The sequence below is a fragment of the Oligella sp. HMSC05A10 genome (assembly GCF_001808335.1).
Lineage (GTDB): Bacteria > Pseudomonadota > Gammaproteobacteria > Burkholderiales > Burkholderiaceae_B > Oligella > Oligella urethralis.
In genome coordinates, this window is sequence record NZ_KV792928.1 from 23,000 (window position 1) to 39,178 (window position 16,179).

The window sequence follows — 16,179 nt, forward strand, 5'->3', positions numbered from 1 at the left end:
TTAAGCATGCGCCGACCATTCTTCTGTTGCATAATGCTTTAAAGTAAAACTTTAGGCCCTTTTTACCAGTCCTTGACGTGTTTAAAAAACTCAATCTCACCACCCTCTTATTATTAATTGCGCCCCCGCTGTTTTGGGCGGGTAACTTTGTCATCGGGCGTATCGTCCGCGATGATATCGGCCCCATGAGCCTATCCTTTTGGCGTTGGTTGATTGCGTTTTGCTTTCTTTTACCCTTTACCTATAAGCATATTAAAAACGACTGGCCGCTCTATAAGCAACATAAATTCTTTGTGCTTAAAACCGCCATTGTCGGGGTCACTGCTTTTAATACCTTGGTCTATTTGGGCTTACACGGGACCACAGCAACCAATGCCCTGCTGCTTAACTCAACCGTGCCGGTGCTGATTATTTTATTCGGCTTACTATTTTATAAGCAGCGTCTTTATACCTTACCCACGATTGGTTTAGTTTTGTCTCTCATTGGGGTGGCGACAATTATTAGTAATGGCAATCTGCAAACCCTGATTAACTTCAGCTTTAACCCAGGCGATATCATTGTTTTTGTGGCGATGATCTGTTGGGCCATTTACACACTATGGATGAAAAGCACACCTCAAGGGATGAACCGCACCGCACTGACCTCGGTCCAAATTGCCATTGCCGTGATTGCGCTCTTCCCCTTATGGCTATGGGAATCGGGCGCTCAATTACCGATTTATCTTAATAGCAATGCAAAATTAGCCCTACTCTATGTGGGCATCTTCCCCTCGGTGATTGCCTATGTTTGCTACAGTTTAGCCATCAGTCGGGTCGGCCCCATGCTGACGGGGCTATTTATTCACCTGATGCCAGTGTTTGGGGTGATTTTGGCTGCCGTTTTTGCCAAAGAAAGTATTCATGCATACCATCTGATCGGCATTGCCTTGATTGCCTTCGGCTTAATTTTATCCAGTCGCCACTCATAGTCAGTCAAGAGGCCTAGGGTTTTTACTATTATTTTGATGCGCGCGCATTAACAATGGGTTAAAATCAGACGTATTAGCGTAACAAAATATTTCCCCATGTCCTGTATTAAGCGTCGTCTTCTTATATGGTGGAGCGCACCAGCTATTCTAGTAGCAGCGCTATTTATGCCATTAGCCACTACGATGGTGACTGATGACAGTGACGACGCTGCGCCTAGTGCGATTACCATGGCGCTGTGCGGCGCTCAGGGGCAGCTCATCAGCTACACCATCACCCTAGCCAGTGATGATGAAGCCCCAGTATCGCCTAGTCCTAGTGCATATTGTCTCTCCTGTTTGCTGCCGAGCATGGCTGAAGCCATCCTCAACACACAGCCCTTGCTACAAGGAACTCAGCTGATCGCACGCAGCAAACCGCAAGCAATACCATCCTTTGTCGCCCTTCCCACACCCCATGATCAGTGGTTACCACACCGGCCGTTGGCGCCCCCCCATCCTATCTGAGCATCGCAACATCGGTGTATAACAAGGCATTATCGTTATTCAATGCTTAATTCATTTTTTTACAACACAGTAACAACTTAAGATCAGGGTGAGTTTTATCTAATCCCGCAGCCCTTTCTCTTAGCGAACCGTATTTTTGGAGAGCTCTAATGTTTGAACTTGATGTCGTCGGCTTGTCGCGTTTGCAGTTTGCGGCGACCGCCATGTTCCACTTTATTTTCGTGCCGCTGACCTTGGGTCTATCCTTTTTGCTAGCGGTTATGGAAACAATTTATGTGATTAGCGGACGTGATATTTGGCGCCGCATGACCCTATTCTGGGGTACCCTTTTTGGTATTAACTTTGCCATCGGGGTGGGCTCCGGTATCGTGATGGAGTTCCAGTTTGGCATGAACTGGTCCTATTACAGTCACTATGTGGGCGATATTTTCGGTGCCCCTTTAGCCATTGAAGGATTAATGGCTTTCTTCCTCGAAGCAACCTTTATTGGTCTCTTCTTCTTCGGCTGGAATCGCATGTCTAAAAAGGCACACTTAACCGTCACCTGGTTAGTCGCCTTAGGCACTAACTTCTCCGCCTTATGGATTCTTATTGCCAATGGCTGGATGCAATACCCCGTCGGTGCAGTCTTTAATCCGGACACGATGCGCATGGAGATGACGAGCTTTTTTGATGTTATTTTAAATCCAGTGGCCCAAGCGAAATTCCTGCACACTGTAATTGCTGGCTATATTACCGGTGCCGTGTTTATTATTGCGGTAAGTGCTTGGTATTTACTACGTGGACGCAATATCGGCTTAGCTAAGCGCTCGATTGCGATTGCTTCTGCCTTTGGTTTTATGGTTTCTATCGGTGCCATTACCCTTGGCGACGAGAGCGGTTACCTAGCTGGTGAGAACCAGAAAATGAAAATTGCCGCCCTTGAGGCCATGTGGGAAACGCAAGCCGCACCGGCCTCCTTTAACGTGGTGGCCATTCCTAACCAAGAGGCCATGGCAAATGACTTTGCCATCGACATCCCTTGGGTCATGGGTTTAATTGGTACACGCTCTTTTGACCAAGTGATGCCAGGTATTAAGGAACTGGTGGAGCGTAATGAAGAGCGCATCATCAAAGGCATGGATGTATACGAGGCCCTACAACGCAGCAAGGCTGATGGCAATGATGCGGAGTCCAAGCAGTTCTTTGCGGATAACTGGCAGGATTTAGGCTATGGCTTATTGCTTAAAAAGTATCGTGACGATATTGCGAATGCCACGCCTGAAGAAATTCGCATGGCCGCCATTGATACCGTACCGGATGTTACCTCCTTATTCTATACCTTCCGCATTATGGTGGCACTTAGCTTTTACTTTGTGTTCTTCTTTGCTTTAGTGTTCTGGTTAACGGTGAAAGGTCGTATTGCTCAAAGCAGCAAAACCTTAAAACTAGCCATGTGGACAATTGTAACGCCATGGATAGCGATTGAATGCGGTTGGTTTGTGGCTGAATACGGTCGTCAGCCTTGGGTTATTGACGGTATTTTACCGACCCACTATGCGGTCTCGCATCTATCCGTAACCTCACTCCTCATTAGCTTAGCCATTTACTTCACCTTGTACTTAACGATTTTTATCGTCGGTACCAAAGTGATGTTAAGCGCAATTAAAAAGGGGCCTGAGTATTACACCCCTAGCGACAACGCTTCAATGCTTAGCGCTAAGGTAGCGACCGAGGCAGTGCAAAGCCACTAAGAAAGGAAAAAATTATGACGAACTCATTGATTTTATTAGATTACGAAACCCTACGTATTATCTGGTGGCTGTTGATGGGCGTGCTGCTTATCGGCTTTGCCATCATGGATGGTTTTGATTTGGGCGTTGCTGCCTTATTGCCAGTCATCGGTCGTAGCGACACTGAGCGCCGCCTGATGATTAACTTAGTTGGTCCAGTTTGGGAGGGTAATCAGGTCTGGTTAATTACCGCTGGTGGGGCAATTTTTGCGGCTTGGCCCGCCTTATACGCCACCTCATTTTCCAGTTTTTATCTGGCCATGATGCTCTTGTTAGTGACTTTAATTTTGCGTCCCGTGGGCTTTAAGTACCGCAGCAAATACGAGGGTACAACCTGGCGTAATGTCTTTGACGGTATCCTCACCTTTGCCGGGGTGGTGGCACCTGTGGTGTTTGGCGTAGCCTTTGGTAATGTGATCCTAGGCATCCCCTTTGAGGTAGAAACGCCGAGCATGCGCCCCCTCTTCCATGGCACTTTCTTCGGCCTATTTACACCATTTACCCTCTTTTGCGGTGTCTTAAGCTTACTCATGCTGGTAACGCACGGTGCTACCCTGATCGCTTGGCGTGTGGTTGAGCCCGTCAATCATCGGGCGCGTAAACTCGGCATCATCACCGCACTCTTAGTCGCTGTATTATTTGCAGCAGGCGGTTTTTGGCTCAGTGCCTTAGACGGTCAGCTCATTACCTCGGCCACCGATCCTAGCGCCCCATCTAATCCGCTCAATAAAAGCGTGGATGTGGTTAATGGCGCTTGGTTAGCTAATTTCGCTAAGTACCCTTGGATGTGGGCTGCGCCTGCCCTGGGTGTCGTAGCGGCTTTACTGACCGGTGTCTGCTTAGCGATGCAGCGCCCGATTGCGGCCTTTATCAGCTCAGCACTCAGCATTACGGGTGTGATTCTAAGCGTTGGTTTTGCTTTATTCCCCTTTATCCTACCTTCCTCAGCTAATCCAAACCAAGGTCTGACGGTGTGGGATGCTTCCTCTAGTCATCTAACCCTGTGGGTGATGCTGATTGTGACCATTATCTTCTTACCGATCATCTTATCCTACACCTCGTATGTTTATCGCGTGATGCGCGGTCCGATCACGGAAGAGTCACTGAACGAAACGCATAACAGCTATTAATTTAGGAGTTAATTATGTGGTATTTAACCTGGATGCTTGGTACCTCACTGGCTTGTGGCATTGCTGTGGCAGTGGGTCTATGGTATGAGCTGCATGAGGACAAAATGGATGATCCCATGCTGGCTTCCTCACTAGATAAGCGCAACTAAGTATGGCAAAAGCCGAGCACGATCCGGCCGCGACCCTATTAAAATTACCACGTGAGCAATCACGTTACTTAGGGGGACTGGCAAAACAGGCCAAGGGCTATTTAAGCCTTGCCATTATGGCGCCAGTCCTTTCAGGCCTCTTGCTGCTAATTCAAGCCTGGCTGTTAGCTGGTGTGTTAGATAAAGCCATCGTGCAAGGCTTGGCTAAAGAAGCGCTGCTATTGGATATTGCGCTGATTCTGCTATTGCTAGTCACGCGCACCTTCATCACTTGGCAAGGTGAGCGTGCCGGCATCAAAGCCTCAGAAAAAATCAAAGCCCTGGTCCGTCAATCACTCTTTGCCGATATCCTAAGTCGCAGTCCCGCATGGAGTCGCCAACAAGCCTCTGGTGCTATCGCCGGTGTGTTGGTGGAGCAGGTCGAGGCCTTTGACGGCTATTTTGCACACTACCTGCCAGCACTGATTGCTGGCACTTTTTTGCCCATCGTTTTTGCCCTCTTTGTCTTGCCTGTGGACTGGGTTGCAGGCTTGTTATTATTACTTACCGCCCCTTTAATTCCTTTGTTTATGGCCTTAGTGGGCTGGGGTGCAGAGGCGGCAAGTCGACGACATTTAGAGGCTTTTACGCGCCTGTCCGGTTTTTTTGCGGATCGGCTACGTGGTCTTTCCACCTTCAAACTATATGGTCAGGCCGAGGCCGAAGCAAATCGTGTCGTTGAAGCAAGCGAGCTGTTACGCAATAAAACCATGGCTGTACTACGCTTGGCCTTTTTATCTTCTGCCACCTTAGAGTTTTTTGCTGCCCTCGGGGTTGCGGGTACCGCTTTATATATCGGTCTAACGTATTTAGAATTTATTAACTTGCGTGGCGCAAGTGTCTTAACGCTACAGGCTGGGATGTTTTGCCTATTAATGGCACCCGAAGTCTATAACCCCCTCCGGCAATTTGCCGCACATTATCACGATCGAGCCAATGCCCGTGCTGCCGTGGCTGAAATGCATCAGCTATTTGGTCGCTTAAGCGCAGATTTTACAGCCCCCACGGCAGCGCACAGGGAGAGCACTGAGCGTGCAGCGATTGAGGCTGATGCGCTAAGCACAGCGCCTGACTCAGCCGACCATGATAGTGCCTTAAGCGCAACGGCCTTGAATATTCCTATACCAGGACGTGAACAGTTACTGATTAGGGATTTATCCTTTACCCTAAAAAAGGGCCAATCCATTGCCATTATGGGCGCAAGTGGCATCGGCAAAAGCTCGCTTCTCGAAACACTGGCTGCCCTCCGTCCGGCTGACGGCAGCATTAATTTAGCTGGGCTACCGCTATCCTCCTGGTCGAAGGCACAACTACGGCAGCATTTAATGCTAATCGGCCAACACCCCTATGTTTTTGCTGGCAGCATTGCCGACAATCTACGCTTAGCCTCAGCGCAAGCTGATGATCAGGCTTTAGCACAGGCGGTGCAGCTAGCAGCAATGGAGGATGTTATCGCTGAATTACCCGCCGGGCTCAATTCAACTATCGCTACCCGCGGCTATGGTCTCTCTGGCGGTCAATTACAACGCTTGGCCTTAGCACGCTTATTTCTCGCGAATCCCTCAGTGATTTTATTAGATGAACCGACCTCCAATTTGGATGCGAGCACGCGTGATATGGTCTTGGATAATTTAATGCATTTTGCCAAGGGCCGCAGTCTCTTAATGGTAACGCATGACCCGGTGGTAGCGCTGAGGGCTGATAGCGTCTTCTGTCTACAAGATCAAACACTGGTGCCGCTAGATAAACGCAGGCTCTTGCAGGAGATGCACCTATGAAAGCCATTTGGCGTGTACTAGCCCCCTTATATAAACAACGAGCTGGCGCACTCGTATTAGCGCTACTGCTAAGCCTGATGACGCTGGCTGCGGGCGTAGGCTTACTCGGTGTGGCCGGTTGGTTCTTAACCGGTGCTGCACTGGTGGCCGCTTGGCAGACCTTTAATTTATTTGCGCCTTCAGCCTTGGTACGCGGCCTCTCCTTTATACGTATTTTAAGTCGCTATGTGGAGCGTGTCATAGGCCATGATGCCACCCTACGCCTCCTGGCTGATTTGCGCGGTAGTGTATTTAGACGTTTATTAACCCTGGATGCGGCACAATTAGCCAAGTATAAAGACGGCGATCTCATTGCTCGTCTAACCGGTGATGTGGACGCGCTTGATACCGTGTATTTATTTGCCGTGGCACCGATTATTACGGGCTTAGTGATCGGCTTTATTTTATCCATCGTTGTCGCTGCCTATCTACCAGCAGCAGCCCTCTTACTGGCGCTTTGTTTATTGCTAGGCACGGTTATCGTGCCACTTTACTTGGCCAAAAAAGCCCAGCAACCTGGTGCAATCGTACAAGAAAATGTCGCTGCGCTACGTGATACCAGCGTACACACGGTCACGGCTCACGCCGACTTAATTGCGCTTGGTGCCCACCAACAAGCGCAACAAGCCTTTGCCAAGCAATGTCTCGCGGTGGCACTAGCACGTCAACAGCAATCGTTTTTAGCAGCCAATGGCAAAGCCGTGGTGCAATTACTCGCTGGCCTAAGCCTTGTAGGCATGCTGTACTTTGGGATTGACGGACTACGTCAAGGGCAGCTGAGCGGACCCGTATGGGCTGGCTTGGTTTTAGCCGTATTAGGTGTGTTTGAGGTCTTTGCGCCCATTATGCGAGGGGCTTCACGCCTAGGTAGTGCGGCTGCCGCTGCCAAACGTATTGATGCCTTAAGCCACAGCCAAGCCAACATCGTCGATAGCGAGCAGACGCAGGACTTGCCGCTAGCCGGTAGCTTGCTTTTTAATGAAGTGCACTATGCTTATCCCACGGCTGATGGTCTTGCCAAAGGACCAGAAGTTTTAAAAGGCATTTCCTTCACACTAGCCAAGGCTGAGCGTATTGCGATTATCGGTAAAAGCGGCGCTGGCAAATCAACCCTTTTAAATCTACTCTTGCGCTTTGATGACCCAGATGCCGGTAGCATCAGTTACGGTGGCCTTGATATTCGTCAAGCACCACTTGCACAACTACATCAACGCATTGCATTTTTAAGTCAAGATGCACCGGTATTTTTAGGTACCATCCGCAGTAATTTATTAATTGCCAAGCCAGATGCCGATGACGACAGCTTATGGCAGGCCTTGGATAACGCCCGCTTAGGCGATTTTGTGCGTCAGTTACCTGAGGGTTTGGATAGCTGGACTGGTGAAGGCGGTCGTACCCTCTCAGCCGGTCAGGCACGCCGTTTATGCTTGGCTAGAGCACTGCTATCACCGGCTCAAATCCTAGCCTTAGATGAGCCGACACAAAGCTTAGACCGGGCAGCAGAGCAAGCCTTTTTGCATGATTTAATCCATGCCACACAAGGTCGTTCGGTGATTTTGTTGACCCATGCAACACTACCGCCAAACGCGGTGGATAAAATTTATCAACTAACAAACGGTCAGTTAATTCGTATACACTAAAGCCTATGTACCCCGCTAAGGCTTGGCTAAGACGCTAAGCAAACGTGCTGCTAAGCTATCGCTTAAATTTAATCTTTAGAGGAGAGGATAATGCAGGACCAACTCGATTTAAAAAAGATTTTCGCTCCCACCGGTGAACTTCGCGCTGTGATTAATCTGGGCAATGCCATTCTCGCAAAGCCAGGCACGGAGCATGAGGTGGTACGTGGTGTATCGGTTGATTTGGCAAAGAAATTTGCCTTGCAATTAGGTCTACCGTTGAAGTTAATTCCGGTTAAAAAGGCCGCGGAGGCGGTTAACTATATCGCCACCGGCAATGCCGATATCGGTTTTTTTGCCATTGATCCGGAGCGTGCCGAGTTAGTTAGCTTCACCCAACCCTATGTTGTGATTCAGGGTGGCTATATGGTGCCTCAACACTCATCGATTCAAAGCATTGAGGAGGTCGATCATAAAGGCAAGCGGGTGGTGGTCGGTCAAGGTAGTGCCTATGATTTACATCTAAGCCGAAGCTTAAAGCATGCTGAAATTATCCGTGCCGCCAGTTCTCAAGAGGTGGTTGATCATTTCTTGGCTCATGGCTACGAAGTCGCCGCCGGCGTAAAGCAACAGCTGGAATTAGATGCGGCACGTGTTGGTAGCGCAGTACGCATTTTACCCGGTCATTTTATGGAAATTCCTCAGGCGATGGGGGTCGCTAAACAACGCGGTGATTTAGCGGCGGACTATCTCAATCAATTCGTACAGCAAGTGAAAGCCGGTGGTGAAGTACAGCAAATATTAGATGCCAATCAAGCACAGGGTGCCATTGTCGCTAAATAGCCAGCGCTCACCCGGTGAGGGCGAGCAAGCAAGCGGTGCCGGATAGTGCGTTATCAGCACCTCGACCGCTTGAGCTACGGTATGACCGCATGATCTTCGGCGTAGCTACGGCTGGGATCAATCACATGGGCCTGAGCCAGCTCCTCCAACTCCGCACTATGGTAGAGATCGAGGCACTTGAGTAGCTGTAATTTCGCTTGCTCACTCGACGCTTGAGGCATTAGCTGCTCGCTCTCAGCCCCCATCTCTGGCTCGTCTGAGGCACGACTAGCCGCGCGATACGGCCTTTCTAAATAGCGGCTAACTAGGGGTGGCACCTGGCTCAACATCGCTGCCAACTCATAGCGACTCCAACTATGCAATGCAGCGGCCGTATACAGCGCATCGGCTGCTACCTCTGCACTCTCATGATAAGCCGTACTGATGCAATAGGCTAAGACCTCATCTTTGAAAACCTGCTGATAACTCCTTGCCGAGGCAGGACTCAGATCCACAATGTCCGGATCAAAATCTCGTAACTCCTGCAACACGGCGTAATCCGGTGCTTGCGCTTGAGTCTCGCGCTGGGCAGCCCCATCAGTCAGTGAGGGCGGCTCCTCTGCTGTGGCGGCAAACACCAAGGAGCTCAAAGCAGCTAGCACGATCATTGTGCTAAGCGCTAAGGCAGCGTGCATACGATAACAAGTCAATCCTCTCATCACGACGATTCCTATCAATAACAGCGATGCTAGTTAGACCGTACGCCATCTTAAAGTTCAACCGCCTACCTTGCGACCTGAGCACAAAGCTCAAGCAGCAGTGATGAATTACTCAATCACAATGCTTGGTTGATACTCATTAAAGAATTGCTCAGGACGCATCGCCCCCATCAAGGACAACATCATAAACTCTTCAACGCTGATTGGCTTCACCACGCTCGCCTTAAATTTGATATCAGAACGTTGATTGCTTAAAAAATCGAATAACTTAGTGCATGCACTTTCAAGATCATCGACCACCATCGCAAGGCCAGCTGTATTAATACACTCCTGCTTAGCCTGCGCCAGCTTCATTTGCACCATTTGCTCGCGCTCTGATGCTGTCAGCGTGGCTTGCTCATCAGCTAATTGCTGCTTTTCAACGAGCTGCATCAGCGACGGTACACCGCCTTTATCCTTCAACTCTAAGCTCAGATCCTTAAGCGTGATTTTAGCTAATAAGCTCATCAATTCAGGGGTCATTTCCTCTACATCAGGATTAGCCGCTAAGTAATTTGATAGATCTAACACAGCGGCAGGATTAGCCAAATTTAACATGCCCCCCACTTCTAGAAAATCCGGAATCAGCACACTTGATTTAAGCGTCACCTCCCCAGCTGCGCCGTCCAATTTATAGTAAGAAGCCACATCAAGATGCTGTGGTGCGGGCTTATCAATTTCTGCGAACAGCGCATTTAACTCCTCCTGGAACAGCTCACCACTCACATCCACGATGTTTTTAATCGTAAAATCGACCTCCTGAAAATCTTGCTCCTCCTTGAAACGATTTAACTTGACTTCATCCGCACTGAGTAACAGCTCACCCTCATCGTCCAATAAAGTTACCTTGTGCAGCGTGACCGTGCCACTAGGACTGGCCTCTAATTTGGCGTAGCTCAGTCTATCTTGTAGCTCATGCTGCACTAAAAATTGCTGCACTTCCTCTTCGACTCGATTAGTGGCAGTTTTTTGTATAAAGAACCAAGCGCCCACGGCAATCAACGCCAGTATCACCAGGATGATGACGGGTTTTTTAATTGTTGACTTAGCCATTACTCACCTCTCTTAAAAAATTTAAACTTAAAGGATCATGCTACTTACGCTGTTGCCGCCTGTACTCCCAAGGCGCCAAAGGATTAGCATCACGCCACAGCCCAAGTCTTTCGTGCTGCGCAGCTTGCTGTGCTTCAAGGTACTGATTATCCCTCACATACTGGGTATAGGCCCAAGCATAGCCCTGTCTGACCATACACAAATTGACATTAGTATCACCAATAAAAACCTCGGCTAATAAGCGTTGATAGCGATCCCTACCCTCAATCTGCAGCCGTACTTCCTTCGTCGCAATCAAATCAGCTAAGGCCTCCTTGGCCACACGGGAAAAGGGCTGTTTCTGCTCCGGCGCATCAATTTGTGATAAACGTACCCGATGCTGCTTATGATTCATGTCTAGCAAGGTGATGCTATCCCCATCTGAGACTTTGACCACACGTCCCGTTAATACGGACTGCGCTGCGACCTCCCTCTCATCCACCGACTCAGCCGTCGCCTCGCTTGCTTGATGCAGCGAGCGGATTGCGCTTTGGTTTTGACAGGCCAATAAGAGATTAAGTACTAACAGCAGTAAGACGCTAAAACGCCATAGCATGACTAATTTGTGCTTTGCATTATCCATTTAGCTAGTATATAAACAAATGGCGCATCAACGCACAAAAATCCCTTAATTTGTCCTAGCATATTTTAAGCATCGTGGCGCCAGCACTTAGGCCACTGGTCTAGCACCCATGCGCGGTTGCCAACGAGCAATTTCACCACGCTGCAGGGTTTTTAAAACCAACTCCGTCATTAAATTAATTGAGACATGACGAGCAAAAAACTGCTCTAACACAGCGCCTAATAAATACGGACTGATACCTGAAAAAGCCAGCTCATCTATTTCAAGCTCAATTTTGACGCCGCGCCCATATAGTATCGGCCCTGGCATTGGTATACGGTGGTGCATTGGCGTAATCGAGACCTTACGAATACCGTTAATCTGCTTGCTAATACCGCTATCAGCCACATTGGCATAAATACGCAGCAATTCACGCAAGGCTGCCGCACCTTGTTCCTCATCTAAATCCATCAAACTGGAATAATTTAAATTTAAATGACTAAGCAAGCGCCATGCATAGGCGCCACGCGCCAAGGCCGGTCGCGGTTTAGAAGGATCACGTAATAAACTCAGGCCCTGTGTAGGCATAAACTCGCTAAAGCGAAAATCAATCTTATCACCCGCTCTTAATAACAAGGGCAAATCGCGATTGGTACAACTTAAGTTCAGCGACAAGGCCTCAATCTCTTGGTCAAAGGGTGGCTGTTTGGGGTCAGATAGGCTGATAAAAACCTCGCTGCCGATATACGAAGTACGGGTACCGGAGCGCTGCGCCGTATCCGATAGTTGGCGCTCTTCTCGTCGCACCGAGAAATAGCCATGCTGCTCATCACTATCAGCACCTAAAGCTCTAAACATCTCTTTAAATGGCTGACTACCACGTTGACCCGCACGCATAGCCTCCACCCGATCCACACTATAGACCTCATAATCCATGGGCTTGGCGCGCTCTGGCACCACATGATATTCATGTAAATTAGGCGTCACGGCGATGCGATTTGCTTTATAAGGAAATAAATTGATAATAGGTGCACAATTCAGCAAAAAGTTTTCAGCTGAAACATTAGCCTCTAAATCATAAAAACTCTGATCAAACAAAAATGTGATTTCAAAGTGCTTATTATCCTTGTCTTGAATCAACTCCTCTGGTAGCTTTAGGCCTTTTAGTAAGTTATTAATACTGAAAAACATAAAGCGTTGAGGAAAGGCAAAGTACTCATGCAAGATACGATAACCGTGAAACACGCGCGGATCTAATGGCAGCATCGACTGCTCTGAGTCAAAGCCTTCATGCTTCACTGCGCTTTTATCCAAACGATTCATCCATCGCATTGGTCGTGCATCATCATGACACACTACCGCAAGGGTATGCGCCATGATCAATTCCAGCAATTGATGGGTAATCATATCATTGCCATTTAGAAAAAAGCTCAGCTTATCAAAGTCCTGCAAGCCACTCAGGGTGGCGCCACCCTCCACCTTAAAGCGCATACGCAAGGAGCTCATCACCACCGGCTGATTGCGCCCGTTAAAACCCATGCGCTTAAGCGGTAAATCAACCGGCACACCACTGATTTCTGCTTCTTCCAAAGTGAGCGGACGCAATTCTTGCGCTTGCCCCACCGTAAAACGAAGCTCCTTATCATCGTTCAGGCGTGCGCGTAACACCGTACCCCGTTTGACCTTAAAGCCTTGATTTAGATTACCCCGCTTAGTGTCTGGATGAAATTGCACTACCGACATAGAGGGCGTAGGTGCCACGTAATGTGGGTGTAGCACCTCTAATAGATTTTGCGTAAACTGCGGAAACTCAGCATCCATTTTCATATGAATGCGTGCAGTTAAAAAGCTAAAACCCTCCAATAGCCGTTCAACATAGGGGTCAGAAACCTCAATGCCCTGCATCCCTAGCCGACCAGCGATTTTGGGATATTGCGCGGCAAACTCCCTGCCAGCCTCGCGAATATAATTCAATTCGCGATTATAGTATTCTAAAAACTCACTATCCATGGGCGCTTAACACTTAATTGCCTGCATCAAAACGAATCTCAGCAATTTCCAATAGACCGTACTCGTTGCTATCACTCATCAGCATTTTTTGGCCCAGACCCTGATAAATAGTTTCAGATAAGGCAATCCACTCAGTACGCGCTACTAAGTTTAAGGCATCGGTCTGACTAGCATAATCGAGCTGAGCAGGATAGCGTGCAGGCACCAGACCCACATGTGAGCGGCCATCCAGCATCAATACCTCAGTTTGCACCCACAGCAAATCGCTAAGCCCTTGTGCTTGAATCAAACGCAGACTGGCAATCGCCTCAAACGGAATCCAACCATAACGGCCATTACTCATAAATTCAAGTAAGGGACCTAAGCGTCCATCCCCATCGCACAACCACTCAAACGCCTGCGTCTGCTCGCTATTATCATGCCTTGTTAGCACACCGCCAATCATGGGCGCCATTTCTAAGGCTTGTTGCCTAAAGGCAGCCGCTTGGTCCGGATTGTCTTCTTGTAATGCTTGGGTCAATAAAGCAAACCACTCAGGCGGCGTGCCAAAAACCGCTGGCATCGCCTCGCCTGCAAACACCTTTGCTCTTTCGCTCTCTGCATTCATGGCATTGATATAAATCATCGCTACCGGTTGCGCCTGCGGATTCATTTCGGCACTGAGTTTGAGCTGATCAACGGCCCGTTGCCAGTCGCCTTTGAGGGCTAATACTTGAAACAACTGGGCACGTAGATCCGCATTATCCGGCTTTTTACGCACCGCATTTTTGATCTCTGCAAGCACCTCATCAATCGAATGTGTCTTAAAAAGCTGAGTGCTTAAGGCTGCTTTCATCATGATTTCCTAATTACTTCTCACTGTCTTTTAATGAAGGCAACTTAGACACTAAGCGCAAGGACACGGTTAAGCCCTCTAGTTGATAGTGTGGGCGCAAGAAGAACTTAGCTGCATAGTAACCGGGATTATCGGGTAGCTCAGTCACTTGCACCTCAGCCGCCGCTAATGGCTTACGCGCCTTGGTCTCTTGTGAGGAGTTAACCGGGTCACCATCCACATAGTTCATAATCCAGTTATTTAACCAACGCTCCATATCGTCACGGTCGGTAAATGAACCCACCTTATCGCGCACAATACACTTCAAATAGTGAGCAAAACGGCAGCAAGCAAATAAATACGGTAAACGAGCCGCTAAACGGGCATTGGCTGTTGCGTCCTGATCATCGTACTCGGCTGGCTTTTGTAGCGATTGGGCACCGATAAAGGCAGCAAAATCCGAGTTTTTACGATGTACTAAGGGCATAAAACCGTTTTTAGCCAATTCTGCTTCACGACGGTCACTAATGGCAATTTCAGTAGGACATTTCATATCCACCCCCCCATCATCGGTCGGGAAGGTGTGTGCCGGTAAACCATCTACCGCACCACCGGACTCAACCCCGCGGATAGAAGTACACCAACCGTATTCCTTAAATGAGCGGTTGATATTGGCAGCCATCGCATAAGCGGAGTTAGCCCACGTGTAGTGGTCGTGATTGGCACCATCCACCGCTTCTTCAAAATCAAACTCATCCACTGGGTTCGTGCGAGCACCATAGGGTAGGCGCGCCAAAAAGCGTGGCATGGTTAAACCAAGATAACGCGCATCGTCAGATTCTCTTAAACTACGCCAAGCGGCATACTCGGTATTACTGAAAATCTTGCTTAAGTCACGCGGATTAGAGAGCTCTTGCCATGAGTCCATTTGCATCACCGAGGGTGCGGCCCCAGAAATAAAAGGACAATGCGCCGCCGCACCGATCTTAGCCATTTCACCCAATAGTTCAACATCTTGTGGGCTGTGATCAAAATGGTAATCACCGACAATACAACCAATAGGTTCACCACCAAATTGACCGTACTCCTCCTCATAAATACGCTTGAAGATAGGGCTTTGGTCCCAAGCAGCACCCTTATAACGCTTTAAGGTACGGCCTAACTCCTTTTTAGAAATATCCATAAAGCGGATTTTTAAGAGCTCATCGGTCTCCGTGTTATTAACCAAATAATGTAAGCCACGCCAAGCACCTTCGAGTGCCTGAAACTCTTGATGATGCAGGATTTTATTAATCTGCTCGCTCAGCTTTCTATCAATCTCAGCAATAATTTCTTGAATGGTCGAATAGGCGTCAGATGTTAGCGTGACCGTATTTTCCAAGGCCTGCTGAGCTAGGGTTTTAACCGCATTTTGTACAGCGTCACGCGCCTCATCGGTTTTAGGTTTAAACTCTTTTTGTAACAGCGATGCCAGACCATCCTCTGCACCAAGCTGTTGTTGCATTTCAACATCTTTTAAAGAACTTGTACTCATCCCACTATCTCCTAGTTCTCATCATCCGTGGTGGTTTTTTCTGCTGTTGTATTTGGTGCAGCGGCTAATGATTTTAATAAGGCCGGATTTTGTAAAACCTGGTTAATCAACTCTTCAGCACCGATTTTACCGTCCATATAGGTCAGTAAATTAGCTAATTCCGTACGCGCTTCGAGTAGCTCTGCTAGGGGCTCAATCTTACGCGCCACATTGGCTGGATTAAAGTCCTCCATGCTTTCAAAGGTCATATCCACATTTAAAATACCATCACCAGTTAAGGTGTTTTCAACCTGCATCGCAACACGTGGTTTAATGGATTTCATGCGATCGTCAAAGTTATCGATGCTAATCTCCATAAATTGACGCTCACTCACATCGGTCTTAGGTACTTCTGATTTACCTGCCAAGTCAGCCATTACCGCCATAACAAAAGGCAATTGGATAGTACGTTCAGCCCCGTAAATTTCAACGTCATACTCAATTTGTACTCGTGGGGCGCGGTTACGTGAGATAAACTTCTGACCGCTTGCGGTTTTTTTACGTTGCATGTAAATCCTCCAAAAAACTAATCTTTAAACCTAAACGATGT

Annotated in this window: 15 protein-coding genes; 8 read left to right on the top strand and 7 right to left on the bottom strand. The window is 48.3% G+C overall.

Features of this window, described 5'->3' with window-relative positions:
* The first annotated feature begins 77 nt into the window (after positions 1-77).
* From HMPREF3144_RS06870 to HMPREF3144_RS06905, 8 genes are all read left to right on the top strand, one after another.
* Entirely contained in the window at positions 78-968 is an 891-nt protein-coding gene (locus HMPREF3144_RS06870) for a DMT family transporter (protein WP_070471130.1), read from the top strand.
* 165 nt (positions 969-1,133) lie between these two features.
* Positions 1,134-1,472, top strand: coding sequence for a hypothetical protein (locus HMPREF3144_RS06875; protein ID WP_070477118.1), 339 nt, complete (start codon positions 1,134-1,136; stop codon positions 1,470-1,472).
* Positions 1,473-1,621: 149 nt separating this feature from the next.
* Positions 1,622-3,205 carry a cytochrome ubiquinol oxidase subunit I gene (locus tag HMPREF3144_RS06880; protein WP_036557792.1) on the top strand — a complete coding sequence of 528 codons (1,584 nt, stop codon included), beginning with the start codon at positions 1,622-1,624 and terminating at the stop codon, positions 3,203-3,205.
* A 14-nt stretch (positions 3,206-3,219) separates the two neighbouring features.
* Positions 3,220-4,374 carry a cytochrome d ubiquinol oxidase subunit II gene (gene cydB / locus HMPREF3144_RS06885; RefSeq protein ID WP_070471127.1) on the top strand — a complete coding sequence of 385 codons (1,155 nt, stop codon included), beginning with the start codon at positions 3,220-3,222 and terminating at the stop codon, positions 4,372-4,374.
* Positions 4,375-4,388: 14 nt separating this feature from the next.
* Complete coding sequence (gene cydX, locus HMPREF3144_RS06890; RefSeq protein ID WP_070471125.1) at positions 4,389-4,523, top strand: cytochrome bd-I oxidase subunit CydX; 135 nt, start codon at positions 4,389-4,391, stop codon at positions 4,521-4,523.
* 2 nt (positions 4,524-4,525) lie between these two features.
* Complete coding sequence (gene cydD, locus HMPREF3144_RS06895) at positions 4,526-6,340, top strand: thiol reductant ABC exporter subunit CydD (protein WP_070477120.1); 1,815 nt, start codon at positions 4,526-4,528, stop codon at positions 6,338-6,340.
* Positions 6,337-8,019, top strand: a complete 1,683-nt coding sequence (gene cydC / locus HMPREF3144_RS06900; RefSeq protein ID WP_070477122.1) for a thiol reductant ABC exporter subunit CydC — start codon at positions 6,337-6,339, stop codon at positions 8,017-8,019. The genes cydD and cydC overlap by 4 nt, the downstream gene beginning before the upstream one ends.
* A gap of 90 nt (positions 8,020-8,109) precedes the next feature.
* The gene (locus HMPREF3144_RS06905; protein ID WP_036557804.1) at positions 8,110-8,841 is read left to right on the top strand and encodes a transporter substrate-binding domain-containing protein; all 732 of its coding nucleotides are present in this window, start codon (positions 8,110-8,112) and stop codon (positions 8,839-8,841) included.
* 74 nt (positions 8,842-8,915) lie between these two features.
* On the opposite strand, the gene HMPREF3144_RS06910 is transcribed toward HMPREF3144_RS06905, so the two are convergent.
* The 7 genes from HMPREF3144_RS06910 to tssB form a co-directional block, all read right to left on the bottom strand.
* Complete coding sequence (locus HMPREF3144_RS06910; RefSeq protein WP_083290415.1) at positions 8,916-9,539, bottom strand: T6SS amidase immunity protein Tai4 family protein; 624 nt, start codon at positions 9,537-9,539, stop codon at positions 8,916-8,918.
* A 108-nt stretch (positions 9,540-9,647) separates the two neighbouring features.
* Entirely contained in the window at positions 9,648-10,631 is a 984-nt protein-coding gene (locus HMPREF3144_RS06915; protein ID WP_070471117.1) for a hypothetical protein, read from the bottom strand.
* A 40-nt stretch (positions 10,632-10,671) separates the two neighbouring features.
* On the bottom strand, positions 10,672-11,253 hold the full coding sequence (locus HMPREF3144_RS06920) for a thermonuclease family protein (protein ID WP_081941480.1): 582 nt from the start codon (positions 11,251-11,253) through the stop codon (positions 10,672-10,674).
* 87 nt (positions 11,254-11,340) lie between these two features.
* Positions 11,341-13,242 (bottom strand): type VI secretion system baseplate subunit TssF, encoded by a 1,902-nt coding sequence (gene tssF / locus HMPREF3144_RS06925; RefSeq protein WP_036557808.1) that lies wholly within the window; start codon positions 13,240-13,242, stop codon positions 11,341-11,343.
* Between the two features lie 13 nt (positions 13,243-13,255).
* Complete coding sequence (locus HMPREF3144_RS06930) at positions 13,256-14,080, bottom strand: type VI secretion system accessory protein TagJ (protein WP_225792227.1); 825 nt, start codon at positions 14,078-14,080, stop codon at positions 13,256-13,258.
* A gap of 10 nt (positions 14,081-14,090) precedes the next feature.
* Positions 14,091-15,590 carry a type VI secretion system contractile sheath large subunit gene (tssC, locus tag HMPREF3144_RS06935; RefSeq protein WP_018025385.1) on the bottom strand — a complete coding sequence of 500 codons (1,500 nt, stop codon included), beginning with the start codon at positions 15,588-15,590 and terminating at the stop codon, positions 14,091-14,093.
* Positions 15,591-15,601: 11 nt separating this feature from the next.
* Complete coding sequence (gene tssB / locus HMPREF3144_RS06940; protein ID WP_018025384.1) at positions 15,602-16,138, bottom strand: type VI secretion system contractile sheath small subunit; 537 nt, start codon at positions 16,136-16,138, stop codon at positions 15,602-15,604.
* Between the last annotated feature and the right edge of the window lie 41 nt (positions 16,139-16,179).

Excerpts from the sequence above, each read along its gene's own strand:
- HMPREF3144_RS06875 (WP_070477118.1), top strand. The coding sequence starts at position 1,134 with ATGCCATTAGCCACTACGATGGTGACTGATGACAGTGACGACGCTGCG.
- HMPREF3144_RS06880 (WP_036557792.1), top strand. The coding sequence starts at position 1,622 with ATGTTTGAACTTGATGTCGTCGGCTTGTCGCGTTTGCAGTTTGCGGCG.
- cydB (WP_070471127.1), top strand. The coding sequence starts at position 3,220 with ATGACGAACTCATTGATTTTATTAGATTACGAAACCCTACGTATTATC.
- cydX (WP_070471125.1), top strand. The coding sequence starts at position 4,389 with ATGTGGTATTTAACCTGGATGCTTGGTACCTCACTGGCTTGTGGCATT.
- cydD (WP_070477120.1), top strand. The coding sequence starts at position 4,526 with ATGGCAAAAGCCGAGCACGATCCGGCCGCGACCCTATTAAAATTACCA.
- cydC (WP_070477122.1), top strand. The coding sequence starts at position 6,337 with ATGAAAGCCATTTGGCGTGTACTAGCCCCCTTATATAAACAACGAGCT.
- HMPREF3144_RS06905 (WP_036557804.1), top strand. The coding sequence starts at position 8,110 with ATGCAGGACCAACTCGATTTAAAAAAGATTTTCGCTCCCACCGGTGAA.
- HMPREF3144_RS06910 (WP_083290415.1), bottom strand. The coding sequence starts at position 9,539 with ATGAGAGGATTGACTTGTTATCGTATGCACGCTGCCTTAGCGCTTAGC.
- HMPREF3144_RS06915 (WP_070471117.1), bottom strand. The coding sequence starts at position 10,631 with ATGGCTAAGTCAACAATTAAAAAACCCGTCATCATCCTGGTGATACTG.
- HMPREF3144_RS06920 (WP_081941480.1), bottom strand. The coding sequence starts at position 11,253 with ATGGATAATGCAAAGCACAAATTAGTCATGCTATGGCGTTTTAGCGTC.
- tssF (WP_036557808.1), bottom strand. The coding sequence starts at position 13,242 with ATGGATAGTGAGTTTTTAGAATACTATAATCGCGAATTGAATTATATT.
- HMPREF3144_RS06930 (WP_225792227.1), bottom strand. The coding sequence starts at position 14,080 with ATGATGAAAGCAGCCTTAAGCACTCAGCTTTTTAAGACACATTCGATT.
- tssC (WP_018025385.1), bottom strand. The coding sequence starts at position 15,590 with ATGAGTACAAGTTCTTTAAAAGATGTTGAAATGCAACAACAGCTTGGT.
- tssB (WP_018025384.1), bottom strand. The coding sequence starts at position 16,138 with ATGCAACGTAAAAAAACCGCAAGCGGTCAGAAGTTTATCTCACGTAAC.